A 26630-nucleotide genomic window follows, 5' to 3' on the forward strand; every position below is an offset into this window, starting at 1 on the left:
AAGAGGCCCGCCCTTTCATGTCTAACACATGGCTCCAGCGCGCCTAGCGGCTGCCGCCGGACCCTGTTTCGGCATCGTCTTCGGCACCGGTCCCGCCCGAGCGGCCCTCGGCGTAGCCGTCAAGGTCGACGCCGGTGTGGAAGCCGATGAAGGCCCATTCGTCCGCCTTCTGTTCGATCAGCTTGGAGACCGGTGTGCCTGCGCCATGGCCGGCACGCGTCTCGATACGGATCAGTGCCGGCTCATCCCCGGTATCGGCCTCCTGCAATGCGGCCGTGTACTTGAAGGAGTGACCGGGCACGACGCGGTCGTCGGTGTCGGCGGTGGTCACCATGATGGCCGGATACTCGGCGCCGTCCTCTATGTTCTGATAGGGCGAATAGGTGCTGAGATAGTCGAACATCTCCGGGTCTTGCGGGCTGCCGTAATCGTCGACCCAGAACCGGCCGGCGGTGAACTGGTTGAACCGCAGCATGTCCATCACGCCCACACCCGGCAAAGCCGCGGCGAACAGATCGGGACGCTGGTTCGTCACGGCACCGACAAGCAGGCCGCCATTGGACCGGCCCGAAATGGCGAGGTTGGCCGGGCTGGTCCAGCCCAGATCGATGAGTTCCTCGCCGGCATTGGCAAAGTCGTCGAAGACGTTCTGCTTGTTGAACAGGCGGCCGGCATCGTGCCAGTCGCGGCCGTATTCGGCACCGCCGCGCAGGTTCGCGACCGCATAGACGCCGCCCATTTCCATCCATTGCAGGTTGGAGGTGGAGAAGGTGGGCGTCAGCGAGATGGCGAAGCCGCCATACCCGTAGAGCAGGGTCGGCTGCTCGCCGTTAGGCTCGACATCACGATGATGCACGATGAACATCGGGATCTGAGCGCCGCCGGTGCTTTCGTAGAAGACCTGCTCGACGACGAAATCGTCCGGGTTGAAGGTCAGGTCCGGCTCGCGGAACACCTCGCTCTCGCCGGTTTCGACATTGTAGCGATAGATGGTGGTCGGCCGGTTGAAGCTGGTGAAGGAGTAGAAGGTTTCCGGATCGTCGGCTTCGCCGCCGAAACCGCCAGTGGCTCCGATTCCGGGAAGTTCGACCTCGCGAACCAGCTCGCCTTGCGTCGTGTAGACGCCGACGGCCGACTTCACGTCCTCAAGACGCTCGACGATCAGGTGACCGCCCACGAGGGAGACGCCTTCGATGGGAGCCTCGCTTTCGGCGATGACGTCTGTGAGCTCGTCCGGGTTCTCCAGATCAACACTCACGACACGGCCGTTAGGCGCATCGAGATCGGTGAAGAAGAGGAAGCGGGAGCCTTCATTGCCGATGTAATAGTGGTTGTTGGCAAAGCCCTCGAAAATCTCGACCGGCTCGGCATCGGGCGTATCGAGATCGAGCACCGAAATTCCCGACCCGTCGGTTCCGCGCCAGGAGTTGATGACCAGATACTCGCCGTCATCGGTCTCGCCGACACCCCAGCCGATTTCAGGGTTTTCCGCATCGGAAACGACTTCGCGGTCCTGGCTCTGCGGCGTCCCGATTTCGTGGAAGTAGGCTGCCTGATTCACGTTGAGGGATGTGAATTGTTCGCCTTCTTCCGGCTCGGGGTAGCGAGAGTAGTAAAAGCCCGATCCGTCCTTGGCCCAGCTCACGCCGGAGAACTTGACCCATTCGATCCGGTCTCCGACCGGTTCGCCGTTCTCGATGTCGAGCACTTCGATCGTACGCCAGTCCGACCCGCCGTCCTGGATGGAATAGGCGAGATAGCGCCCGTCCGGGCTCGGCCAGGCGCCGGCCAGCGCCACCGTGCCGTCTTCGGACCAGGTGTTAGGATCGATCAGGACGCGCGGCTCACCGTCCAGACTGTCCTGGACGTAGAAGACCGACTGGTCCTGAAGCCCGTCATTGCGGCTGAAGAAATACTTGCCGCCTTCCTTGTCGGGCAAGGAGAAGCGCTCATAGTCGTAAAGCTCTTCCATCCGGTCGGCGATCGCCTCGCGGCCGGGGATTTCTTCCAGATACGCGAAGGTCAGCGCGTTCTGGGCCTCGACCCAGTCGGCGACTTCCGGGTTTTCGCGCACATCGTCCTCGAGCCAGCGATAGGGGTCGGCGACCTCTACCTCGCCGCGTTCGGCGGACTGATAGGTGTCGGTATGATCGACCCGGCGGGTCTCGGGGTAATCCAGGGCCACATCAATCTCGCGTTCGCTTTGAGCGGTATCGCTGGCGTCTGCCGCCGTGTTTTCGGCAGTTTCGTTCGTCCCGGTGTCAGCCGGCTGGCTGCAGGCGGTCAGAGCCAGAGCAGATGCGGCGCTCATCAAAATCAGTCTCATGGATGGTTTCCCCTAGGGTTTTTGGCGTTGGCCAGAAGGTAGGGAGCGCAACCGCCCCTGTCGATACGTGACGCGGTCGACTACATAAATTCGCGATGGATGATACTCGCCTCCCTTCGACGCTGCCGCAGCGGTTTTCCGACTGGTTCGCCTCGCGCGGCTGGGCGCCGCGTGCCCACCAGCTGGAGATGATCGAGGCGGCGCGGCGCGGCGAGGACGCCTTGCTGATCGCGCCGACCGGGGGCGGCAAGACGCTGGGCGGTTTCCTGCCGAGCCTTGTCGATCTGGCCGGGCGCGTGGAGGGGCAGGGCCGCGACCGGCCCTACCGGCTGCATACTTTGTATATTTCGCCGCTCAAGGCGCTGTCCCAGGACGTGGCGCGCAATCTGATGACGCCCGTGGAGGAGATGGGGCTGGCCCTGCGCATCGAGACGCGCACTGGCGACACGCCGCAATCGAAACGCGCGCGACAGCGTCAGCGGCCACCCGACATTCTACTGACAACACCCGAGCAAGTGGCACTGTTTGCCGCACAGGAGAACGGGGAGGCCTTCTTTGCCGACCTGCAGGCCGTCATTATCGACGAAGTCCATGCACTGGCGCCGGGAAAGCGGGGCGACCTGCTGGCGCTCGGCCTGGCGGCCATTGCGAATTATGCGCCTGCCGCGCGCCGCGTCGGTCTGTCGGCGACGGTCAAGGACGTGGACGGTCACGCGCGCTGGCTTGCCCGGCAGAGTGAGGCAGAGCCGCGGTTTGCTACCGTGATTACCGGTAGTGCGGGGGCATCGCCGCAGGTCGACATCCTGACGCCGGATGACCGGATCCCCTGGGCGGGCCATTCGGGCAAGCATGCGCTGTCGGCCGTTTACGCGCAGCTCAAGGACGCGCGCCTGTCGCTGATCTTTGTCAACACACGCTCCCAGGCCGAGATGATCTTTCAGGGCCTGTGGTCGATCAATGACGACAACCTGCCCATCGCGCTTCACCACGGCAGTCTGAGCGTCGAGCAGCGCCGGAAGGTGGAAGGCGCGATGGCGGCTGGCGCGCTCAAGGCGGTGGTGTGCACCTCCACCCTCGATCTCGGAATTGACTGGGGCGATGTGGACCTGGTGCTGCAGATGGGCGCGCCCAAGGGCTCAGCGCGCCTCATCCAGCGGCTTGGCCGGGCCAATCACCGTCTGGACGAAGCATCGCGCGCCGTTCTGGTGCCGACCAACCGGTTCGAGCATCTTGAATGCATGGCGGCTCGCGAAGCGGTCGCGGAGAAGACGCTCGACGGCGAGCCGTTGCGCGCCGGCGCACTCGATGTGTTGGCCCAGCACGTGATGGGGCGAGCCTGCGGCGACCCCTTCCTGCCCGACGCGCTTTATCGCGAGGTGACGTCGGCGGCGCCATACGCCCATCTGCATCGCGAGACGTTCGACCGGGTCGTGGAGTTCGTTGCGAGCGGGGGCTATGCGCTGGCGAGCTATGACCGGTTCCGCCGCATCGTGGTCTCGCGATCCGATGGCCGGTACCGGGCGCGCAACCGCGACGTGGCCCAACGCCATCGGATGAATATCGGGGCGATCGTGGAAAGCCCGATGCTCAATGTCAGGCTGGTCGCGCCCGGCTCCTCGGCGTCGAACCACGCCCGGGGCGGCCGGCAACTCGGCCAGGTGGAGGAGTGGTTCGCCGATCAGCTGAGCCCCGGCGACACCTTCCTGTTCGCCGGTCAGATCCTGCGCTTCGAAGGTGTCACCGTCAGCGAATGCCTGGTCAGCCGGTCTGCCGCCGATACGCCCAAAGTGCCCAGCTGGAATGGCGGCAAGTTCCCCTTGTCGACCTATCTGGCCTCGCGGGTGCGTGATCTGGTGCACGATCCAGAGCGCTGGGGTGCACTGCCGGTTCCGATCCGCCAATGGCTGGGTCTGCAGAAGCTGAAGTCCCGGTTGCCTGCGCCCGACCGGCTGCTGGTGGAGACCTTTCCGCGCGGCAACCGCTATTACCTGGTCTGCTACCCGTTCGAGGGCCGGCTGGCCCACCAGACGCTCGGCATGTTGTTGACGCGGCGGCTGGAGCGGGCAGGGCTGAAGCCCCTGGGCTTCGTGGCCAACGAATATGCGCTCTCGGTCTGGGCATTGGAGGATATGTCCGGTGTCGATATGGGCGCGCTGTTCGACGAGGACATGCTGGGCGACGATCTCGATGCCTGGCTTGCCGAGAGCGCCTTGATGAAGCGGACCTTCCGCACCTGCGCGGTGATTGCGGGCCTGATCGAACGACGCTTTCCCGGACAGGAGAAGACGGGCCGCCAGGTCACGTTCTCAGCCGACCTGATCTATAACGTGCTGCGCGAGCACGAGCCCGATCACATCCTGCTTCAGGCCGCCTGGGAGGATGCCGGGTCGGGCTTGCTGGACATTCGCCGGCTGTCGGACGCGTTGCGACGCGTGGCGGGGCGGATCGATCACGTTGCGCTGGAGCGCATCTCCCCTCTTGCCGTGCCGGTGATGCTGGAGATCGGGCGCGAGCCGGTCGCGGGGGCAGCCCAGGACGCGGTCCTTGAAGAGGCAGCCCAGGACATCATCGCCGAGGCGATGAGCAATTAGGTCAAAACGGGCCTTCTACCCATTCTTCGGCGTCATACCAATTACTTTCGTCGAGCGGGCAGTCCTCCCGAAACTGAGCTGCCGCGTGCCTTATTGACGCATTCCCCGTTCCGCGCGCCTCGATTCGATGGTTGCACTTTGAGCAAATCGCAATAATTCCGGGCACGTGCCCATAATCACCCTCGACTTCGTCTTCGTATATGTCGACGCGCACCTTCATCTTTGTCCCCTTCGCTTTCTCTAATATTACATTCCTTATCATTACTCTGAGTCTTCTGGTCTCTGGCTCGCGAAGGCTGTTTCGGGTCGATAAAAGCGCTTCTTCGAAAAACTGACGTTGACGTGAACGTCAACTTGTCCCACCGTGCCGGCCATGATCCAGCCTGCCGGACCCGATGCACTCTTCTCGATCCGCGACCTGGCCGAGACGTTCGACGTCACGCCCAGGACGTTGCGCTTCTATGAGCAGAAGGGGTTGCTGACGCCCAAGCGGCGTGGCTCGACCCGGCTCTATACCGCCGCGGACCGTGCCCGGCTCGTCCTGATCCTGCGCGGCAAGCGGGTCGGGTTCTCGCTCGATGAAATCAAGGAGATGCTCGACCTCGAAGCGCTGGATTCGCGCGGGACGGCCCATCTTGAAAATTCGTTGAACCGGTTCCGGGAGCGTATCGGCATTCTCAAGCGCCAGCGCGACGATCTGGAAGAGGCGCTGGCCGAACTTCGCGCCGGGTGCAGCTGGATAGAAGATCGCTTGGCCAATCGTGAACCGCCTGAAGACATCAAACGCCGCGCGCGTGCTTTCGAACTGCTCGCCGCGGCCCGCCTGACCCCTTGGACGGGAAGTTCACCCGAATAGATTCGAGCGTATCGCTCACCCACGCACACACCCAACGTCCGGAGTTTTGAGACCCATGCCCAGCTATCGCGCCCCCCTTCGCGACCATCGCTTCGTCCTCAACGAGCTGCTGAACGTCCAGCAGTACAACAATATCGAGGGCTTCTCAGAAGCGACGCCCGACATCATCGACGCCGTGCTCGAAGAGGGCGGCAAGTTCTGCGAAAACGTGCTCTACCCGCTCAACAAGGTGGGCGACCGCCAGGGATGTAAACTGAAGAGCGACGGCGAAGTCGAAGTCCCGGAAGGCTTTGCCGACGCCTATACGCAGTTCACCGAGGGCGGCTGGACGGCGATTTCCGGCGACCCCAAATATGGCGGCCAGGGCCTGCCGGAATATGTCGGCCTGGCCATGGGCGAGATGATCACGTCCTCCAACATGGCATTCGGCATGTATCCGGGTCTGACTGGCGGCGCGGCGCGCGCGCTGCATGCCGGCGGCACGGATGAGCAGAAAGAACTCTACCTGCCGAAGATGATCACGGGCGAGTGGTCGGGCACGATGAACCTGACCGAGCCCCATTGCGGCACCGATCTGGGCATGCTGCGCACCAAGGCCGTTCCCAATGGCGACGGCAGTTATGCGATCACCGGCCAGAAAATCTGGATCTCGGCCGGCGAACACCCGATGAGCAAGAATATCGTTCACCTGGTGCTGGCCCGCATCGAGGGCGCGCCCGAAGGTGTGAAGGGAATCTCCCTCTTCGTGGTCCCCAAATTCCTGCCGGACGAAAACGGAGAGCCGGGCGAGCGCAACGACCTCCAGTGCGGCGGCCTGGAAGAGAAGATGGGCATTCACGGCAATGCCACCTGCGTCATGAATTACGATGGTGCGAAGGGCTGGCTCGTCGGCGAGGAACACAAGGGCCTCAAAATCATGTTCATCATGATGAACGAGGCGCGCCTGGGCGTGGGCCTGCAAGGGATGGCACTGGCCGAGACCGCGTACCAATACTCGGTTGATTTCGCCCGGGACCGCCTTCAGGGCCGCTCCCTGACCGGACCGAAAAATCCCGACGGGCCGGCCGATCCGATCATCGTGCACCCTGATGTGCGCCGCATGCTGCTCGATCAGAAAGCCTTCGTGGAAGGCGCCCGCGCGCTCACGCTGTGGACTGCGCTGCAAGGCGATCTGGAACAGAAGCACCCCGACGAGGAGGTTCGCGAGAAGGCCGCCGACTACATGGCGCTGCTGACCCCGATCATCAAATCCTACCTGACCGAGAAGGGCTACGACTCGGTCTCGCAGGGCCTCCAGGTTCATGGCGGGTCCGGCTTCACGGCCGAATGGGGTGTCGAGCAGACGCTGCGTGACGCGCGCATCACGCTGATCTACGAAGGCACGAACGGCATTCAGGCGCTCGATCTGGTCGGACGCAAGCTGGCCATGAAGGGCATGCGCCCGATCAACACCTTCTTTGCCGAGCTGGATGCGTTCGTGGCCGAGAACCAGGGCAGCGGCGATCTCGAGCCCTTCGTGAAGGGGCTCGCGGAAACCAAGGCCAAGCTTCAAAAAGCCACCAGCTGGCTGGTCGAGAAAGGACTTGAGAATTTCGACAATGCCGGTGCGGCATCGAGCGAGTATCTCAACCTCTTCGGCCTGACCTGCTTTGCCTACATGTGGGCGAAGATGGCCAAGGTCTCGCTGGCAAAGCTGGAAGAGGGCTCAAGCGACCCGATCTATGAGTCCAAGATGAAGACCGGCCGCTACTTCCTTGCGCGCTGGCTGCCGCAGGCCGACATGCATCTCGCGCGCATCGAAGCGGGCGCGGAGCCGCTCATGGCGCTCGAAGCCGAGGCCTTCTAGCACCTGATCCCTGTCTCGCCTGCGGCTCTGGCCGCGGGCGAGGCTGCTTTCAGAAGTCGGTCCGCCAGCAAAGCCCAAGACGGGCAAGGGCAGGTCAGGCCGCTCAATCGACAGTAGGAGACACACGATGAACGCCCAGGTTCTGCAGACCGCGAAACCCGACTGGCTCGACCAGGAAGACGTGAACATGTACGACCACGCCGTGCGTGGCTTCCTGACCAAGGAATGCCTGCCCCACGGAGATCGCTGGGAGAAGGAAGGCCAGGTCGACCGGGAAATCTGGAACAAGGGCGGCGAGGCCGGTCTGCTGTGCCCGGCGGCGCCGGAGGAATACGGCGGCGCGGGCGGCGACTGGCGCCATGACTACGTGTTCCACATGGCCGTCTCCGAACTGGGTATCGACGGCTGGGGCGCAAGCCTGCATAATTCCATCGTCGGCCCCTATGTGTGGCATTACGGCTCGGAAGAGCAGAAGCAGCGCATCATTCCGAAGATGATCTCCGGCGAGTACGTCGGCGCGATCGCGATGACCGAGCCGGGCGCAGGCTCCGACCTGCAGGGTGTGAAGACCACGGCCGTCAAGGACGGCAACGGGTACCGCATCAACGGGTCGAAGACCTTCATCACCAATGGCGGCACGGCCAATCTGATCGTGGTCGTAGCCAAGACCGACCCGAAAGCCGGTGCGAAGGGCACCTCGCTCTTCCTGGTGGAGACCGACAATGCCGAAGGCTTCCGCCGCGGGCGCAATCTCGACAAGGTCGGCTTGAAGGCGCAGGATACCGCAGAGCTCTTTTTCGAAGACATGTGGGTGCCCGCCGACGCGCTTCTGGGCGATGAGGAGGGCCGCGGCTTCATCCAGCTTATGGAGCAGCTCCCCCAGGAACGCCTGCAGATCGCCGTCCAGGGTGTCGGCATGATGAAGCGCGCGCTCAACGAGACGATCGCCTACGTCAAGGAGCGCCAGGCGTTCGGCAAGCCTGTGATGGCTTTCCAGAACACGCAGTTCAAGCTGGCCGAGCTCAAGACAAAGGCGACCATCGCCGAGGTCTTCTGCCAGTACTGCTCCGATCTGCTGATCAAGGGTCAGCTCGATGCCTCGACCGCATCCATGGCGAAATACTGGGTCACCGATATCCAGTGCGAGCTGGTGGACGAATGCGTGCAGCTGCACGGCGGCTACGGCTTCATGAACGAATACCCGATCGCGCGCATGTGGCGCGACGCCCGGGTGCAACGCATTTACGGCGGCACGAACGAGATCATGAAACTGCTGATTTCGCGCACGCTTTAAGACACTCGAATCCAGGTCAAACCGGAGGATCCCCTCATGACTGAAGCTTACATCTACGACTCCGTGCGCACGCCGCGCGGCAAAGGCAAGAAGAACGGTTCGCTGCACGAGGTGACGGCTCTCCAGCTGGCGACCCAGCAGCTTGAGGCGATCCGCGATCGCAACAACCTGGATACGAACTTCGTCGACGACGTGATTCTGGGCTGCGTCAGCCCGGTTGGCGAGCAGGGCGCGAACATCGCCCGGGCTGCCGCGCTGAACGCCAAGTACGCCGAGACCGCATCCGGTTTCCAGGTCAACCGTTTCTGCGCCTCGGGCCTGGAAGCAACCAACCTGGCCGCAGCCAAGGTGATGTCGGGTGAAGCCGACATGGCGATCGGCGGCGGCGTCGAAGCGATGAGCCGCGTGCCGATGGGCAGCGATGGCGGCGCCATGGTGGTCGATCCGGAAATGGCATTTGACCACTATTTCGTGCCGCAGGGCGTCTCGGCCGACCTGATCGCGTCCAAATACGGCTATTCACGCAGCGACGTGGATGCCTACGCGATGGAATCGCAGAAGCGCGCGAAGAAAGCCTGGGATGAGAAGCGCTTCGAAAAGTCGATCGTGGCGGTGAAGAACCAGCTCGGCCTGGTCCAGCTCGACCATGACGAGCACATGCGCCCCGAAACCGACATGCAGTCGCTGGGCAGCCTGAAGCCCAGCTTCAAGGACCTTTCCGCCTTTGTCGGTCTCGACAAGGTCGCGATCCAGAAATATCCCGAAGTCGAGCGCATCGAGTTCGTCCATCATGCGGGCAATTCGTCGGGCATCGTGGACGGTGCCGCCGCCATCCTCGTCGGCTCGAAAGAGATGGGCGAGAAGCTCGGCCTGAAACCGCGCGCGCGGATCCGGGCCATGGCCTCGATCGGGTCTGAGCCGACCATCATGCTGACCGGTCCGGCCCCGTCGGCCCGCAAGGCGCTCAAGAAGGCCGGCATGAGCCCGGACGATATCGATCTCTATGAAATGAACGAAGCCTTTGCGGCCGTCGTCCTGCGCTTCATGGAAGATCTTGGCGTCGACCACTCCAAGACCAACGTAAACGGCGGCGCCATCGCCATGGGTCACCCGCTGGGCGCGACCGGCGCGATGATCCTGGGCACCGTGCTCGACGAGCTGGAGCGCACCGGCAAGGGCGTCGGCCTGGCCACGCTGTGCGTCGGCGGCGGCATGGGCACCGCGACCATCATCGAGCGCCTTTAAGCTAGGGGATTTGAGATCATGAGCTACACACACTTCAAATTTGAAACCGATGCCGACGGCATCGCTCTGATCACCTTCGACAGCCCGAACGTCTCGATGAACGTCCTGTCGAACAAGGTGATGGAAGAACTCGGCCAGATCGTCGAGAAAATCTCGTCCGACGACGCCATCAAGGGCGCCGTGATCACGAGCGGCAAGAAGGCGTTCTGTGCGGGCGCGGACCTGTCCGAACTCGGCGGCGGCATGGCGGAGCTGGAAGGCCTGTCGGAAACCGAAGCCAAGCAGAAATTGTTCGACACCGCTTTCCTGCTCAACACCAAGCTGCGCGAGCTGGAAACCTGCGGCAAGCCGATTGCCGCGGCGATCAACGGCCTGGCGCTGGGCGGCGGGTTCGAGGTCACGCTGGCCTGCCACTACCGGGTCATGGCGAACGATACCGGTGCGAAGCTGGGCCTGCCCGAATCCCTGGTGGGCGTCCTGCCGGGCGGTGGCGGAACGCAGCGCCTGCCGCGTCTGATCGGCGTGATGAATGCCGCCCCGATCATGCTGCAGGGCAAGCAGTTCGACGCCGACAAGGCCAAGGAACAAGGCGTCGTCCACGAGATCGCGCCCGTGTCTGAAATCGTTGCCAAGGCCAAGGCGCTGGTCAAGGAAGACAAGCTCGGCGCGAAGCAGCCTTGGGACCAGGACAAGTTCAAGATCCCGGGCGGGGGGCCTTACCATCCCGCCGGAATGCAGGTTTTCGCCGGCGCATCCCCGATGCTCCTGAAGGAAACCTACGCCAACTATCCGGCACAGCGTTACATCCTGTCCTGCGTCTACGAAGGTCTGCAGGTCCCGATGGATGCCGCGCTGCGCATCGAGAGCCGTTACTTCACCAAGCTGCTGATGCGTCCGGAAAGCCGGAACATGATCCGCTCTCTCTTCCTGTCCAAGCAGGCGCTTGAGAAAGGCGTCCGCCGTCCGCAAGGTCAGGACAAGGCCGAGATCAAGAAGATCGGCGTCATCGGCGGCGGCGGCTTCATGGGCGCGGGCATCACCACGGTATCGGCCCAGGCCGGCATCGAGGTGGTCGTGCTCGACAAGGACCAGGAAGGCGCCGACAAGGGCAAGCAGCATGCGCTCGATCACTTCGCCAAAGGCGTGAAGCGCGGCAAGCTGACCCAGGAGAAGGCCGATCAGCTCGGTGCGCTCATCACCGCGACCACCGACTATTCCGCGCTGAAAGACGTGGACCTCGTGGTCGAGGCGGTGTTCGAGGACTCCGATCTGAAAGCCAAGATCTACAAGATGATCGAGGAGCACCTGCCGGAGGGTGCGATCCTCGGCTCAAACACCTCGACCATTCCGATCACCTCGCTGGCCGGGAGCTCCCAGCGTCCCGAGGAGTTCATCGGCATCCACTTCTTCTCCCCGGTGGAGAAGATGAACCTGGTCGAGCTGATCGTCGGCGAGAAGACGGGCGACAAGGCGATCAGCCGCGCAATCGACTTCGTGGCCAAGATCAAGAAGACCCCGATTGTCGTGGCCGACACGCGCGGCTTCTACGCCAATCGCTGCGTCATGCGCTATATCGAGCAGGGCATGTACATGCTGACCGAAGGCGTGAAGCCGGCCCTGATCGAGAACGCTGCGAAGATGGCCGGCATGCCGGTCGGCCCGCTCTCGTTGCAGGACGAGGTCGCCATCGACCTTGGTTACAAGGTGCTGCAGCAGACCAAGAAGGATCTCGGGTCCGAGTTCGAGGAGACGCCGAACGCCGAAGTCATCGAGAAGATGTACGAGCTCGGCCGCTACGGGCGGAAGAACAAGAAGGGCTTCTACGTCTATTCCGACGATGGCAAGCGGCTCTGGGACGAGCTCGATCAGTTCGCTCCGAACGGCAAGCTGCTCGCCGAGCAGCCGAGCGTGCAGGAGATCAAGGATCGCATCCTGTACGCCCAGGCCCTGGAAGCGGCGCGCACGATGGAAGAAGACATCGTTGCCGATCCGCGCGAGGCCGATGTCGGCTCGATCCTGGGCTGGGGCTTCGCGCCCTATACTGGCGGTGTGCTGTCCTTCATCGACACGGTGGGCACGGCCGACTTCGTGGCCCGCGCCGACGAGCTGGCGAAGAAGTATGGCAAGCCCTTCGAGGTACCCCAGCTCCTGCGCGACATGGCGGCGAAGAAGGAAACCTTCTATGGGCGCTTCGGCGGCGCGAAGGCGGCCGCCTGAGAAACGTGGAGGAGGCTTGACGGGGCTTACCCCTGAGCCTCCTCCGCATCCGCTTTCAGGCGCGCGCGCTGCTGCTCCAGGGTCTGCGGGTAATTCTGCGTATCGCCGTAATCGAGAAACTTCGCATAGCGCAGGTGAGTCCCTTTGACGCGTTCGGCGTGCTTGATCGGACACCAGTACTGCTCGGTGCGCGAGGCGATCTCGTGGACATAGGCGAGCACGCCGTTGGCGTAGGAGCAGTAGAGGCAATTGATTTTTTGCAGCACGTTCAGATAGGGCAGGCGGTGGCGGTCGAACACCAGGTACTCGCGCCGCTTCACCTGCCGCAGCCCGTAGACGCGGAAGCAGATCGTCTGGAACAGGCTGGCCGTCAGATCGAGCAGCGCCACGGGAATCGCCACCGCATAGATGAAGGGCGCGGTAAGAATCTCCAACAGGCCAGCCTTCGCCAGAAACCGCCCCACCGACATTTTCAGCTTGTGATGGCGGGCGGTCATTTCGCGGCCGAAGACGGCCCGGCCTTCCTCCCAGCGCACCCCCAGCTCGCGCCGACGCGCGATCAGCTCCGTTTCCAGCTCGTCCTCCAGCGCGCGGATATGCGCGATGAGGTCGTTGATCGTGCGTCTCATGGGGCCAGTCTCCGCAACGGGGTGAGAGGGGTCAGTGTGGCACGGATGGCGGCGCAATGCGCCGCGTAAGGCGCTTATTCCGCGCGAGGATCACAAAAAGCCCAGGCTCGGGATCGGGCCTGGGCTTTTTGCGTTCTCAAGCCGTGCCGTCTGCTTGATCGCGCTGCGCAGCGGGCCTAGGTTCGCGCTCGGTTTTCATCCTTGCGGACACCGGTTCGCGCCCATCCCACTTTTCCGGATCCCGCCGACATGCGAAACGCCGACGCGCCCTCGTTCCAGGACCTGATCCTTACCCTGCAGCGCTACTGGGCCGATCAGGGCTGCGCCATTCTCCAGCCCTACGATACAGAGGTCGGGGCGGGGACCTTGCATCCTGCGACGACGCTGCGCAGCCTTGGTCCGAAGCCGTGGCGCGCGGCCTATGTCCAGCCTTCGCGTCGCCCCGGCGACGGGCGCTACGGCGAGAACCCGAACCGGCTGCAGCACTATTACCAGTTCCAGGTGCTGCTGAAGCCGAGCCCGGACAATCTGCAGGACCTCTATCTGGGCTCACTCGACGCGATCGGCATCGACCGCAAGCTGCACGATGTGCGCTTTGTCGAAGACGACTGGGAGAACCCGACTGTCGGGGCCTGGGGGCTTGGCTGGGAAGTGTGGTGCGACGGGATGGAAGTGTCCCAGTTCACCTATTTCCAGCAAGTCGGCGGGCTGGACGTGGAATTGGTCTCCGGCGAGCTGACCTACGGGCTGGAGCGCCTGGCCATGTACGTGCAGGGCGTCGAAAACGTCTATGATCTCGACTTCAATGGCGCCGGGATGAGCTATGGCGACGTGTTTCAGGAGAATGAGCGCCAGCATTCGGCCTTCAACTTCGAACACGCCGATGTCGACATGCTGATCGATTGGTTCAAGGGCGCGGAGACGCAGTGCCAGGCGTTGCTGAACCTGGAAAAGCCGCTGCCGCTTCCCGCCTATGACTGGTGTCTGAAAGCCTCCCACCTCTTCAACCTGGTCGACGCGCGCGGAGCGATCTCCGTGGCCGAACGCGCCAGCTGGATCGCAAGGGTTCGTGAACTCGCCAAAGGGTGCGCCAGCGCCTGGATGGCGATGGAAAAGGAAGCCGCGTAATGAGTGATCTCACCCTCTATCACTGCCCGGGCACGCGCTCGACCGGCACGCTCTGGCTGCTCGAAGAGATGGGCGCCGAGTATACGCTCGAAACCATCAATGTGCGCGCCGGACGGTCTGCCGAATATCTCAAGATCAATCCCAGCGGCAAAGTCCCGGCCATCCGCCACAAGGGCCAGACGCTGGGCGAGCTGTCGGCCATCTCGCTCTATCTGTGCGATGTCTTTCCGGAGGCCGGTCTCGCGCCGGCGCTCGACGATCCGAAGCGCGCGCAGCATTATTTCTGGCATGTCTATCGGCCTGGCGTGATGGAGCCGGCGATGATCTCCAAAGGGCAGGGCTGGAAGGCCGAACCCGGCATGATCGGGTGGGGTGAGCTGGACGACGTCGTCAAGCGCGTCGACGAGACCCTCACGCAAAGCGACTACCTGCTCGGAGACAGTTTCTCGGCCAGCGATATCTGCGCGGGCGGGGCCGTTTCCTGGATGGTGGCGTTCGGCATGATCGAACCCACGCCTGCGATCAAGGCTTATCTTGAGCGCCTGCAATCGCGTAAAGCCTATCGGCGCATGCTGGAAATCGACGCCGAGCTGGCGCCGAAGGCCTGACCTCAAAACCGGATTTTCTCCCGCTCATGTCTGAATTGCTTCTCGAATTCTTCTCCGAGGAAATCCCGGCCCGCATGCAGGCGCGGGCCGAGGCCGATCTCGTCCGCCTCATGACCGAGAAACTGTCGGCCGCCGGGCTGTCGCCGGACAGCCTGGAAGGCTTTGCCGGGCCGCGCCGGCTGGGCCTGGTCGCGTCCGGTCTGCCCGCACAGACCGCGGATGTGCGCGAGGAGCGCAAGGGTCCGCGCGTGGGCGCGCCGGACAAGGCGATCGAGGGCTTCCTGCGCGGGGCGGGGCTGGAGAGCCTCGACCAGTGCAAGGTCGAAGAGAGCAAGAAGGGCAGCTTCTATGTTGCCATCATCGAGAAGCCAGGCCGCAAGACGACCGAGGTGATCGCCGAGGCGGTGCCGGAGATCGTGAAGAGCTTCCCCTGGCCGAAATCGATGAAGTTTGGCGAGGGCGACAAGGCCCAACGATGGGTGCGTCCGCTGCACCGGATCACAGCGGTGTTCGACGGTAAGATTGTGCCGTTTAAGGTGTTCGGGATCGAAAGCGGCAACACGACCGAGGGCCACCGCATTCATTCGAAAGGCGACCGCGTCTTCACGGTGGACAGCTTTGCCGATTATGCCGCCAAGCTGGCCGATAACGGCGTGGTGCTGAAACGCGCCGACCGTGAGCGCCAGGTGCTGAACGGAGCAAAAACCGTCTGCGCCGATGCGCAGCTGGAGCTTGTCGAGGACGAGGGCCTGCTGGCCGAAGTCGCCGGGCTGGTCGAGCACCCGGTGCCGGTCCTGGGCGAGATGGATCCAGCCTTCCTGGACCTCCCGCCCGAGGTCATCACCCTGACCATGAAGGTGCACCAGAAATACTTCGCGGTGCGCGATCCGAAGACCGGCAAGCTCGCGCCCAAATTCGTGATGATCGCCAACCAGGATGCGCCCGATGGCGGACAGGCTATCGCCGCCGGCGCCGCACGGGTGTTGAGCGCGCGTCTGTCGGATGCGCGCCATTTCTGGGACCTCGACCGCAAGCGCGGCCTGGAAGCCATGGCCAGCGAACTCTCCAAGGTCACCTTCCACGAGAAGCTGGGCACGGTCGCCGACAAGGTCGAACGCGTCGCGGCGCTGGCCCGCGAGTTGGCGCCTGTGGTCGGGGCCGATGCGGACATGGCTGAAAAGGCGGCGCGCCTGTGCAAGGCCGATCTCGTCAGTCAGATGGTCTACGAGTTCCCGGAGCTGCAAGGTGCGATGGGGCGCTATTACGCGCTCGAGGCCGGGCTGGACGAACAGATCGCGGACTCCATCAAGGACCACTACAAGCCGCAAGGCCCGTCCGATGCGGTGCCGACCGCGCCGGTCAGCGCCGCCGTCGCGCTGGCGGACAAGCTCGACACGCTGGTCGGCTTCTGGGCGATCGACGAAAAGCCCACGGGGTCGAAGGATCCGTTCGCGCTGCGGCGCGCGGCGCTGGGAGTGGTTCGCATCGTTCTCTCGCTAGATATTTCTTTCCATGTCTCGCAGGCATTCTTACGTGCTGGAGAGGTGCTCGATGAGCAACTCAACGGGGCACTGAGCCGCGGAAATCAGCTTTTTCCCGGCAATATCTCCATCGAACTCGAGTTGTTCTTCGCTGACCGCCTGAAAGTCCACCTCAAGGATGAGGGCGTGCGCTTCGATGTGATCGACGCGGTGTTCGCGCTGGGCGATGACGATCTAGTGCGGGTCACGAAGAAGGCGCGCGCGCTGCAGGACTTCCTGGAGACCGGGGACGGAACCGCGCTGCTGGCCGGCTATCGCCGGGCGGCGAATATCCTCAAGGCGGAAGAGAAGAAGGGTTTCGACCTGACGGCTGCGCGGGCCGAGGCGTTGAGCGAGATTTCCGCGGCCGTAGACGCCAGCGAAAAGGCCCATGCGCCCGAAACCGGGGAGCAGGACGAGGCCGCAATTCTTGTTGCAGTTGCGAAGACGTCACAGGCGACAGAAGAAAAGGCGTTGATCGCCGCCATCGAGGGCGCGGAGACGGTGGCGCAAGCTGCTTTGGCGAAAGAAGATTTCGAGGGCGCGATGCGCGCGCTGGCCGGACTTCGCGCGCCGGTGGATTCTTTCTTCGACGCCGTTGTAGTCAATGTCGATAACGACGATAAACTGCGCCGCAACAGACTACTCCTTCTCTCCCGGATCCGCGCCTCGGTTGAGCGCGTGGCCGATTTCGGCAAGCTTGAAGGCTAGTCGGGCAGATACACGTGCGCCGCGCGCGGCGCAGCGACAGAAAAAGAGGTAAGCCGGTCATGGCCAAGTGGGTTTACGCATTCGGCGCCGGTAGCGCGGACGGCGCGCAGGGCGACAAGAATCTCCTCGGCGGCAAGGGCGCGAACCTCGCCGAGATGGCGCGTCTGGGCCTGCCGGTTCCGCCAGGCTTCACGCTGACGACCGAGGTTTGCACCGCCTTCTACGAGAATGACCGGGCCTATCCCGACACGCTGGCCGAGCAGGTCGAGACCGGGCTCAAGGCGCTGGAAGAGAAGGTCGGCAAGACGTTCGGCGATCCGAAGAACCCGCTGCTCGTGTCGGTGCGCTCGGGCGCACGCGCGTCCATGCCGGGCATGATGGATACCGTGCTCAATCTGGGCCTTAACGATGAGACCGCCGAGGGCCTGGCCGAGCTGTCCGGCGACCGCCGTTTCGCGCTGGATTCCTATCGCCGCTTCATCACCATGTATTCCGACGTGGTGCTGGAAGTGCCCCATTCCACCTTCGAGGAGCTGCTGGAGCGCTTCAAGGAAGACCGCGACTACACGCTGGATACCGAGATTTCGGCTGAGGAATGGGAAGAGCTGATCGTCGAATACAAGGCCGCGGTGCACGATGCGCTGGGCCATCCCTTCCCGACCGATCCGCGCGACCAGCTGTGGGGCGCGATCGGGGCGGTCTTCAGCTCCTGGATGAATGACCGGGCCATCACCTACCGGCGCATGTACGACATTCCGGCCAGCTGGGGCACGGCGGTGAACGTGCAGGCGATGGTGTTCGGCAATATGGGCAACACCTCCGCGACCGGCGTGGCCTTCACGCGCGACCCGTCCACGGGCGAGAAGGGCTATTACGGCGAATTCCTGATCAATGCGCAGGGCGAGGACGTCGTTGCCGGCATCCGCACGCCGCAATGCCTGACCAAGGTGATGCGCGAGAAGATGGGTGACAGCCAGCCCTCCATGGAAGAGGCGATGCCGGCCGTCTACGGCCAGCTGGTGGACGTGTTCGATACGCTGGAGCGGCACTATCGCGACATGCAGGACATCGAGTTCACGGTCGAGCAGGGCCGGCTGTGGATGCTCCAGACGCGCAACGGCAAGCGCACCGCGCGCGCGGCGCTGAAGATTGCGGTCGACATGGTCGAGGACAAGCTGATCAGCGAGGAAGAGGCGGTGATGCGCGTCGAGCCAGGTGCGCTCGACCAGCTGCTCCACCCGACCATCGACGAAAGCTACGAGCGCGACGTGATCACCAAGGGCCTGCCTGCCTCTCCGGGGGCCGCTTCGGGCAAGGTCGTGTTCGACGCCGACGAGGCCGAGCACATGGCCAAGCTGGGCGACAAGGTCATCCTGGTCCGCGTGGAAACGAGCCCCGAGGATATTCACGGCATGCATGCCGCCCAGGCCATCGTGACGGCACGCGGCGGCATGACGAGCCACGCGGCAGTCGTGGCGCGCGGCATGGGACGGCCCTGCGTTTCTGGCGCCGGCGAAATCAAGATCAACCTGGAGGCCGGAACGTTCACCGTGCGCGGCCGGACCATCAAGCAGGGCGAGATGATCACCGTGGACGGCTCGACTGGCGAGGTGCTGGCCGGCGAAGCGAAGATGATCAAGCCGGAGCTGACCGGCGATTTCGCCTCCCTGATGGTGTGGGCCGACCGGGCGCGCCGCATGAAGGTGCGCACCAATGCGGAAACGCCCGCCGACGTGCAGACGGCCAAGGAGTTTGGCGCCGAGGGCATCGGCCTGTGCCGCACCGAGCACATGTTCTTCGACGCCGACCGCATTGCGGCGGTGCGCGAGATGATCCTGGCCGAAGACCAGCAGGGCCGGGTGAAGGCACTGTCGAAAATCCTGCCCATGCAGCGCGATGACTTCGCGGAAATCTTCCGCATCATGGAAGACCGGCCGTGCACCATCCGCCTGCTCGATCCGCCCTTGCACGAATTCCTGCCTCATACCGACGAGGAGGTGAAAGCGGTGGCCGAGGCGACCGGCCTGCCCGGCGAAGCGCTGCTGGAGCGGGCAAGGTCGCTGGCCGAAAGCAACCCGATGCTCGGTCATCGCGGGTGCCGGCTGGGGATCACCTATCCGGAAATCTACGAGATGCAGGCGCGCGCCATCTTCGAGGCGCAGACGATCGTGGAGAAGGAGACCGGGGTCAAACCGGTCGCCGAAGTGATGATCCCGCTGGTCGCCGTGGCCAAGGAGCTTGAAATCCTCAAGGTGCGCATCGAAGCGGTCGCGCGCCAGGTGGAAAGCGAGACCGGAACCGCGCCGGTCTATCTGATCGGCACGATGATCGAGCTGCCGCGCGCGGCGCTGCGCGCCAACGACATCGCCAAGCACGCGGAGTTTTTCTCCTTCGGCACCAACGATCTGACCCAGACCACGTTCGGCTTGTCGCGCGACGACGCGGGCCGGTTCCTGGCCGACTATCTTGAAGCCCAGATTTTCGAGAAGGACCCGTTCGTGTCCCTCGATCAGGACGGGGTCGGCGATCTCATCCGCATCGCCGTCGAACGGGGGCGTTCCACACGCGACAATCTCAAGCTCGGCATCTGCGGCGAGCATGGTGGAGACCCCGCCTCGATTCGCTTCTGTGAAGAAGTCGGGCTCGATTATGTGTCATGTTCGCCATACCGCGTGCCAATCGCGCGTCTTGCGGCGGCACAGTCTGCCCTGGCCAAGACCAAGTAGGTTTTTGGTAATCTATTGAAATAACTGGTTAAGGCCTCGCGGTCCTTGATATTGGCGTGACTGGACCCAATCTTGCGTCACGAGAGGGTGTGATTGACCGGGCTTGCCAGCCCGCCTATTCACACGCACCGTTTGCGTAGAGCAGATAAACGCCGGGTCGGCCAGAGTGCGACAGGCCCAGCAGCGAGAGTGCGCCGCATGCATGTCGGGCGCGCTGTCGCGCAAGGGAGACGGAATACTTATGACCGTCAGGTTTTCGAGAAAGCGCCTCATGGGCGCTCTAAAAGCACTCGGCGCAATTTCCGCCGTCGCTGCGACCGCGATCGTGCTGCCGATGGCGGGCGAGCGCCTGGAAGCGCAGGAAGAGCGTGCCGAATGGCGCGCGCTGGCCGAGAAGTCTCTGGCCGCAGAAGAACACGATGTGTGGGACGGCGGTTCCGTCCTGCTGCAGTCCGCGGCTCTTGAGCTGGACTCCGCCTCGAACAGCACGCTGCTGCTGCCGACCCGGAATGTCGCGGAGTTACAGACGTTTGGCGCCGACCATCTGGTCAATGCCCAGAGCGCGGCGCGCGAACAGCGCTGCCTGGCCGAGGCGATCTACTACGAGGCGCGCTCCGAGAACATCTATGGTCAGCTGGCCGTGGCCGAGGTCGTCGTGAACCGGGTCGGTCACCGCGCCTACCCCGAAACGATTTGCGGCGTTGTCTATCAGGGCTCCGAGTTATCCACGGGCTGCCAGTTCACCTTCACCTGCGACGGGTCGATGGAAACCGCACCACGCGGGCGTGGATGGGATCGCGCCCAGCGTGTCGCCGCGCATATGACGATGGGTTTTGCCCGCCCCGTGACCCGCCAGGCGACGCATTATCACACGGTGCAGATCGATCCGTACTGGAGCGGGAGCCTAGTGCGCACCCGCACGGTGGGGGAGCATATCTTCTACCGCTTCCCGAGCCGGGCCGAACGCGGGCTGCTTGAGCGCGAAGCCTAGGAAATTACAGCTTTTCCGGTAGGTTAAGCCGCGTCGAGCCCGATGTCGAAATTGGGCGCGGAGTGGGTGAGCGCGCCGACCGAGATGACGTTCACGCCGGTTTCGGCGATGGCGCGCACGGTCTTCAGCGTGACTCCGCCCGACGCTTCGAGGGTCACGCGGCCCTTCACCCGGCGTACCGCCTCGCTCAGCTCTTCCAGAGAGAAGTTATCCAGCAGGATACTCTCGGCCCCGGCCTTGAGCGCGGCGTCGAGCTGGTCGAGCCGGTCGATCTCGACGGCGACGCGGGTCATGTGACCGGCATAGCGCCGGGCGCGGGTGACGGCTTCGGCCACCCCGCCGCAAACCGCTACGTGGTTGTCTTTAATTAGAATTGCATCGTCGAGCCCGAAGCGGTGAGCGGCGCCGCCCCCGGCGCGCACGGCGGCGATCTCGAAGGCGCGCAGCGTCGGCGTGGTCTTGCGGGTGTGCGCCACGACCGCGCCTGTCCCCGCTATCGCGGCGGCGTAATCGCGGGTGAGGCTCGCTATCCCCGACATCCGGCCGAGGAAATTCAATGCTGTACGCTCGGCTGTCAGGACGGCACGCGCATCGCCGCGTACGACCGCTATCGCCGTGTCGGAATGCAGCTCTTCGCCGTTATCGCGCAGCCATGTGACGTCTAACTGAGGCTCGACCTGAAAAAACGTCTCGTTGGCCGCTTCTATCCCCGCCAGCACGCCTTTCGATCGCGACGCGATCGTGAACTCGGCGGCTATCCCCGGTTCGATCGTCGCGAGCGAGGTGATGTCGCCGCGCCCGCCCAGATCCTCGGCAAGCGCGCGGGAGACCGTGTCGGAGACGAGGCCGGCGGGGATAGGGTAATTCATTCGGCAGGTCCGGCGGCAAGCAGGGGAGAGGGACAGACATCGCACAGGGCGTCCAGGGTCAGGCGGGTATGGACGCCGTGCGCCTTCGTGGCGGGGAAATCGGTCCGGAAATGACCGCCGCGGCTTTCGTCTCGCGCCAGGGCCCCGTGAACGACGAAGCGCGCCGAGACAAGCGCGTCGCAAGCGCCGTGGCGGGCCTCCAGCTCGTCGATCAGGGACGCCGCGCGCATCAGCCCGGCGCGGTCGCGTTCGACCCCGGCTTCGCGCGCCATCATCTGGCGCAGACGCTTAAGGGCGAGCGGAGGCAGGTCGCGGCCCGGCTCTGCGGTGAGTGCGGGTCCGGCCCGGCGCGTCGAGGTGCGGCAGGCCAGGGCGGCGCGCCGTCCGAAGACCAGCCCGTCCAGAAGAGAATTGGAGGCCAGGCGGTTGGCGCCGTGCACGCCGGTCGACGCGCATTCTCCCACCGCATAGAGGCCGGCCACGCCGGTAAAGCCGTCAAGATTCGTCGCGATGCCGCCCATGTGGTAGTGCGCGGCCGGGGCCACCGGGACGGGGGTCGTGCGCGGATCGATCCCGGCCTCCATGCAGGCGGTGAACACCGCCGGGAAGTGATCGGGGAAGGCCGCCCCGACCGCCCCGGTGCAATCGAGAAAGGCGCCGCGTCCGCTGCGCACCTGGCGGTGAACCGCGCGCGCCACGACATCGCGCGGGGCCAGCTCCGCATCGCGGTGGACCTGGCGCATGAAGCGATGGCCCTTCGCGTCGATCAGGATCGCGCCTTCGCCGCGCAGTGCCTCGGTCGCCAGCGGGGCCGGGTCGCGCCCGACATCGATGGCAGTCGGGTGGAACTGGACGAATTCGGGGTCTTCGATGACTGCGCCCAGACGGGCGGCCATGACCAGCGCCTTGCCCTGGCTGGTGAAGGGCACGGTGGTGACGCCGTAGAGCCCGCACAGGCTGCCCAGCGCCAGAATGGTTTCATCGGCCTCGACCGGCTCCAGCCGGCCATCGGGGCGCCGGGCGAGGATGCCCGCGCACCCGCCGTCCGTATCGCTCAGCAGGCTTTCGGCGCGCCACGATTCGCGGATTTCGATATGGGGGGCGGCTTTGGCCGCGGCGATCAGCGCGGCCAGGATGCCGGCGCCGGCCTGGTCGCCCCTCATGCGCGCCACGCGGTGGCGCGAGTGGGCCGCTTCGCGCGACAGCGCCCAGCGCCCGTCGGCGTCGCGCTCGAACTTTGCCCCGAGGGCATCGAGCGCGCGAATTTCATCCGCTCCGGCAGCCGCCAGCAGGCGGGCCGCTTCGGCGTTCACAAGACCGGCGCCGGCCTCCAGCGTGTCCTGCGCGTGCAGCGCGGCGCTGTCGTCCTCGGCGAGCGCGGCGGCGACGCCGCCCTGGGCCCAGCCGGTGGAGGCATTCTCGCCCAGCTTCGAGCCGGTCAGCAGGATGACCTTGCGCGGGGCCGCATGCAGCGCGGCCCACAGGCCGGCAATGCCGGCCCCGGCAATGAGAAGGGGGCGGGTCATCGGGCGTCCCTCGTGTAATCCCGGCCAAGTACCGGACACGATCCGGGGCGCAGAGCCAGGACCGGGCCGCGGGCTCGTGCCGAGGCCCCGGGTCTCGCCTTTGGCTCGCCCGGGGTTTCAGCGTTGGAGGGGGTGAGACCGGTGCGATCCACCGCTTATACGCTCACATAGGGCACGTTGATGATGTCGCGCCCGGTATCGAAATGCGGCGGAGCATCCGGCTTGGGCAGGTCCAGCATGGCCTGCAGGCTGGCGCGGGCCTTTTGCGCGATGACCGGGTCGACCTCGACCTCGTGCTTCATGTCGCGCAGGGCTTCGTAGATGCCGGTCAGCGTGATCCGCTTCATGTGCGGGCACAGATTGCACGGCTTCACGAAGACCGTGTCCGGGTTCTCGACCGAGACATTGTCGCTCATCGAGCATTCGGTGATCAGGATGGCCTTGGAGGGGGCCTTGTCCTTGACATAGGCCGCCATCGCGCCGGTCGAGCCGGCAAAGTCTGCGCGGGCCATCACGTCCGGCGGGCATTCGGGGTGGGTCAGGATGACCGCATCCGGGTGGGCGGCGCGCAGATCGTCGATGTCTTCGGGGGTGAACTGCTCGTGCACCTCGCAGCTGCCCTTCCAGGTCAGGATCTTGATGCCGGTCTGGGCGGCCACGTTCTTGGCGAGATATTCGTCCGGGATCATGATGACGGTATCGGTATCCCATTGCTGCGCCACCGCCTCGACGACCTGAACGGCGTTCGAGGACGTGCAGCAAATGTCGGAATACGCCTTCACCTCGGCGGAGGTGTTCACATAGGTCACGATCGGATAATCGGGATAGGCCGCCTTGATGCGCTGGACATCGGCGCCGGTGATGGAGCTGGCCAGCGAGCAGCCGGCCTCCATGTCGGGGATCAGCACGGTCTTTTCCGGCGACAGGATTTTCGCGGTCTCGGCCATGAAGTGCACACCGGCCTGGACGATCACGTCCTCCTCGGCCTCGGCGGCGACCTGGGCGAGTTTCAGCGAGTCCCCGGTGATGTCGCCGACGCAGTTGAAGATTTCCGGCGTCATGTAGTTGTGCGCCAGGATGGTCGCGCCGCGCTCTTCCTTAAGGCGCAGGATGGCGTCGATGACGGGCGCGAATTGCGGCCACTCCATCGGCGTCACGACATCCTTCACGCGCGTATAGAGATGATCGACGCGCGCCTTGACGCCGTCGTCATAGACCAGCTCGCTTGCGTCCGGCCACACGGGTGAGGAGGCGCCGCCAGAGCCGGAAAAACCGGTATCCGGCGTCTGCGTGACGGTGGAGCCTTCGGGGGCGATGACGTCCATCCGGTCCATGGTGTCCTCCTTTTGCTCGCTTTGAGCATTTCGTAGGCCAGAAAAATCGGCGTGATCGTCTCAAGGTGAGTGTCACACGCCTTTTATGCTCTCTTTGAGCCTAAGGTGGGATGGATTACACCCGCGACAAGGGGCGGGGCAAGATAAATCTTCGGCTGGGGCCTCCTGGCCGGGGTGTTTCGGGGCGGGCTTTCCCTCCGATGCTTCGAGGCTCGCCTGGCGGCGAGCGCCTCAGCATGAGGGGAGTGGGTTGGGGAGAGGGCGTTGGTTCCCCAGGCCCTTATCCTGAGTGCCCGGCAAAGCCGGGCCTCGAAGGATCGGATGCCGGCACCCTGTCCTCTCTGGGTTCCGGCTCTCGCTCCGCTCGGCCGGAATGACGAAGAGAGATAACTTATTTAATTCAATGCTATATACCTCGTCATCCCGGACTTGATCCGGGACCCAGAGATCGTGGAATGCCGTCATCAGAGGGCAGCACCCTGTCCTCTCTGGGTTCCGGCTCTCGCTTCGCTCTGCCGGAATGACGAAGTAAGATAAATCATTTAAATTCAATGCTATATACCTCGTCATCCCGGACTTGATCCGGGACCCAGAGATCGTGGAATGCCGTCATCAGAGGGGTGGCAATCCGGCCCTTCCTGGGCCCCGACTTTCGTCGGGGAGCGAGGAGTCCAGCGTTCGCGTGGCGTTGGGCCTCGCCACTGTCATCCCGGCTTTCGCTTCGCTCGGCCGGGATGACGTTCTTGGGACGAAATATCCCCTCTTTCCTGACGAAAGTCAGGACCCAGAGAGGACGTAGCGCCCTACGTTCTCTGGGTCCCAGCGTTCGCTGGGAAAGAAAGATGACATCATCCATTTCTGCAAATCAAAGCCTGACCAAGCCCGAAACCGTCCCTTGTCAGCACGCCCGGCCCCGCGCAAACTCGCCATTCGCGCGAATTCGCCGCGCAAAGTCCGTGCGCGGCGGACGGCTTGCCTGTTTCTGGCCGGACGTCTCATGGGGGAGGGGGTGTGGGGTGAAGAAATTTCAAACAGCCATCGGTCTTCTAGGAGCGGTGTGTCTCCTGTTCGCCTGTTCGACACCAGACGAGCATTGGGCGCCTGACGGCTTTTCCTCCTTCTCCGAGCAACAAGCCGAGCGTTCGACCGAGGCGCTCATGCAGGAGTATCGAGCTGTTGGACACTCGCTCGATCAGACCCTCAGGGCGGCATATCTGGCCCTGGAGATTGGCGACCGCCTGGTAGCCGAGGGAAATCCGACCGAGGGAGAGTGTTGGCTTCGTCTCGCGGCCACGACCGGGACGTCCCGATTCGATCGGCAACGTGTCGGCTCGACCTACATCACAACTCCTCGCCCGTTATCGGGTTTGCCAGAAGCCCAGTATCGTCTTTACCAGATGTGGAAAGACACCCCGCTGCAACACTACGGCATTGCGCTGCTGCGGCGAGCTGCTCAAGTAAATTACCGACCTGCAATTCGCGCGCTCCAATCCGCAGAGGAAGAGGGCGTGCCACCGATCACAATTCCTGAAACTGACCTCTTGGCTCACTGCCGGACTATCGGAAATTGAGAGCCGTGAGATGTGTACTTTTATATTTTTGACGATGATATCGGCGCACGTAGTATTAGCGCTATATATAGATCATATGGATAGAACAAAGTATAACCAACGCATAACGATACGTGCTTTATACAACCCCAATCTATACGAAAAGATTGGCGGGGTCCGCTGGATTAGCCGCCGTCTTAAGTTTGCCTTTCGATTTGTAACATTTGGAAGCATGGTGCCGCTTGCATGCATGCTTTGGTGAAGCGCGGCACACGCCGGTTTCCGCTTGAGCTTGCCATCCGATGCTTCGAGGGGCGCTGCGCGCCCACCTCAGCATGAGGGGGGTGGGCTGGGGAGATGGTGTAGTTTTATATTTTAGTACAATGGCTTGATGTCTGCCTCGCCTCATCCTGAGGTGCTCGCGTAGCGAGCCTCGAAGGGTCGGATGACGGCCTGATCGATGGCACCCTGTCCTCTCTGGGTTCCGGCTCTCGCTTCGCTCGGCCGGAAAGACGAACAGGGATAAGTTATTTAAATTCAATGCTATAAACCTTCGTCATCCCGGACTTGATCCGGGATCCAGGGATCGTGGAATGCCGTCATCAGAGGGTGGCACCCTGTCCTCTCTGGGTTCCGGCTCTCGCTTCGCTCGGCCGGAATGAC

At 63.8% G+C, this 26630-nt stretch carries 17 protein-coding genes; 12 read left to right on the top strand and 5 right to left on the bottom strand.

Annotated features, from left to right (window positions below; all coding sequences use genetic code 11):
* Window positions 1-43 precede the first annotated feature (43 nt).
* On the bottom strand, window positions 44-2326 hold the full coding sequence (locus tag PGP17_RS07575) for a prolyl oligopeptidase family serine peptidase (protein WP_270374834.1): 2283 nt from the start codon (window positions 2324-2326) through the stop codon (window positions 44-46).
* Between the two features lie 95 nt (window positions 2327-2421).
* On the opposite strand from PGP17_RS07575, the gene PGP17_RS07580 reads away from it, so the two are divergent.
* From PGP17_RS07580 to PGP17_RS07605, 6 genes are all read left to right on the top strand, one after another.
* The gene (locus PGP17_RS07580) at window positions 2422-4917 is read left to right on the top strand and encodes a ligase-associated DNA damage response DEXH box helicase (RefSeq protein ID WP_270374835.1); all 2496 of its coding nucleotides are present in this window, start codon (window positions 2422-2424) and stop codon (window positions 4915-4917) included.
* A 373-nt stretch (window positions 4918-5290) separates the two neighbouring features.
* Window positions 5291-5773: a MerR family transcriptional regulator gene (locus PGP17_RS07585; RefSeq protein ID WP_135943337.1), complete on the top strand. Its 483-nt coding sequence runs from the start codon at window positions 5291-5293 to the stop codon at window positions 5771-5773.
* A 55-nt stretch (window positions 5774-5828) separates the two neighbouring features.
* Window positions 5829-7619, top strand: coding sequence for an acyl-CoA dehydrogenase C-terminal domain-containing protein (locus PGP17_RS07590; RefSeq protein ID WP_270374836.1), 1791 nt, complete (start codon window positions 5829-5831; stop codon window positions 7617-7619).
* 127 nt (window positions 7620-7746) lie between these two features.
* Window positions 7747-8913, top strand: coding sequence for an acyl-CoA dehydrogenase family protein (locus tag PGP17_RS07595; protein WP_135943339.1), 1167 nt, complete (start codon window positions 7747-7749; stop codon window positions 8911-8913).
* A gap of 36 nt (window positions 8914-8949) precedes the next feature.
* Window positions 8950-10158, top strand: a complete 1209-nt coding sequence (locus PGP17_RS07600) for an acetyl-CoA C-acetyltransferase (protein WP_135943340.1) — start codon at window positions 8950-8952, stop codon at window positions 10156-10158.
* A gap of 18 nt (window positions 10159-10176) precedes the next feature.
* A complete protein-coding gene (locus tag PGP17_RS07605) occupies window positions 10177-12375 on the top strand; it encodes a 3-hydroxyacyl-CoA dehydrogenase NAD-binding domain-containing protein (RefSeq protein ID WP_270374837.1) in 2199 nt (732 codons plus the stop codon).
* A 26-nt stretch (window positions 12376-12401) separates the two neighbouring features.
* Here PGP17_RS07605 and PGP17_RS07610 read toward each other — a convergent pair whose 3' ends face one another.
* Complete coding sequence (locus tag PGP17_RS07610) at window positions 12402-13004, bottom strand: hypothetical protein (RefSeq protein WP_270374838.1); 603 nt, start codon at window positions 13002-13004, stop codon at window positions 12402-12404.
* 249 nt (window positions 13005-13253) lie between these two features.
* Between PGP17_RS07610 and PGP17_RS07615 the strand changes: the two genes are divergently transcribed.
* From PGP17_RS07615 to PGP17_RS07635, 5 genes are all read left to right on the top strand, one after another.
* Window positions 13254-14132: a glycine--tRNA ligase subunit alpha gene (locus PGP17_RS07615; protein ID WP_270374839.1), complete on the top strand. Its 879-nt coding sequence runs from the start codon at window positions 13254-13256 to the stop codon at window positions 14130-14132.
* Window positions 14132-14740 carry a glutathione S-transferase family protein gene (locus PGP17_RS07620; protein ID WP_270374840.1) on the top strand — a complete coding sequence of 203 codons (609 nt, stop codon included), beginning with the start codon at window positions 14132-14134 and terminating at the stop codon, window positions 14738-14740. Before PGP17_RS07615 ends, PGP17_RS07620 begins: the two co-directional genes overlap by 1 nt.
* Before the next feature lie 26 nt (window positions 14741-14766).
* Window positions 14767-16971: a glycine--tRNA ligase subunit beta gene (glyS, locus tag PGP17_RS07625; protein WP_270374841.1), complete on the top strand. Its 2205-nt coding sequence runs from the start codon at window positions 14767-14769 to the stop codon at window positions 16969-16971.
* Between the two features lie 59 nt (window positions 16972-17030).
* On the top strand, window positions 17031-19697 hold the full coding sequence (gene ppdK, locus PGP17_RS07630) for a pyruvate, phosphate dikinase (protein ID WP_270374842.1): 2667 nt from the start codon (window positions 17031-17033) through the stop codon (window positions 19695-19697).
* A 271-nt stretch (window positions 19698-19968) separates the two neighbouring features.
* Window positions 19969-20688: a cell wall hydrolase gene (locus PGP17_RS07635; protein ID WP_270374843.1), complete on the top strand. Its 720-nt coding sequence runs from the start codon at window positions 19969-19971 to the stop codon at window positions 20686-20688.
* Window positions 20689-20711: 23 nt separating this feature from the next.
* Here the strand turns inward: PGP17_RS07635 and nadC are convergent, their stop codons facing one another.
* The 3 genes from nadC to nadA form a co-directional block, all read right to left on the bottom strand.
* Entirely contained in the window at window positions 20712-21557 is an 846-nt protein-coding gene (gene nadC / locus PGP17_RS07640; protein ID WP_270374844.1) for a carboxylating nicotinate-nucleotide diphosphorylase, read from the bottom strand.
* Entirely contained in the window at window positions 21554-23083 is a 1530-nt protein-coding gene (locus PGP17_RS07645; RefSeq protein WP_270374845.1) for an L-aspartate oxidase, read from the bottom strand. The genes nadC and PGP17_RS07645 overlap by 4 nt, the downstream gene beginning before the upstream one ends.
* A 155-nt stretch (window positions 23084-23238) precedes the next feature.
* Window positions 23239-24417: a quinolinate synthase NadA gene (nadA, locus tag PGP17_RS07650; RefSeq protein ID WP_270374846.1), complete on the bottom strand. Its 1179-nt coding sequence runs from the start codon at window positions 24415-24417 to the stop codon at window positions 23239-23241.
* A gap of 842 nt (window positions 24418-25259) precedes the next feature.
* Between nadA and PGP17_RS07655 the strand changes: the two genes are divergently transcribed.
* Window positions 25260-25988, top strand: a complete 729-nt coding sequence (locus PGP17_RS07655) for a hypothetical protein (RefSeq protein ID WP_270374847.1) — start codon at window positions 25260-25262, stop codon at window positions 25986-25988.
* The last annotated feature ends 642 nt before the right edge of the window (window positions 25989-26630 follow it).

It is taken from the genome of Marinicauda sp. Alg238-R41, assembly GCF_947331485.1.
In the GTDB taxonomy this organism is placed as follows: domain Bacteria; phylum Pseudomonadota; class Alphaproteobacteria; order Caulobacterales; family Maricaulaceae; genus Marinicauda; species Marinicauda pacifica.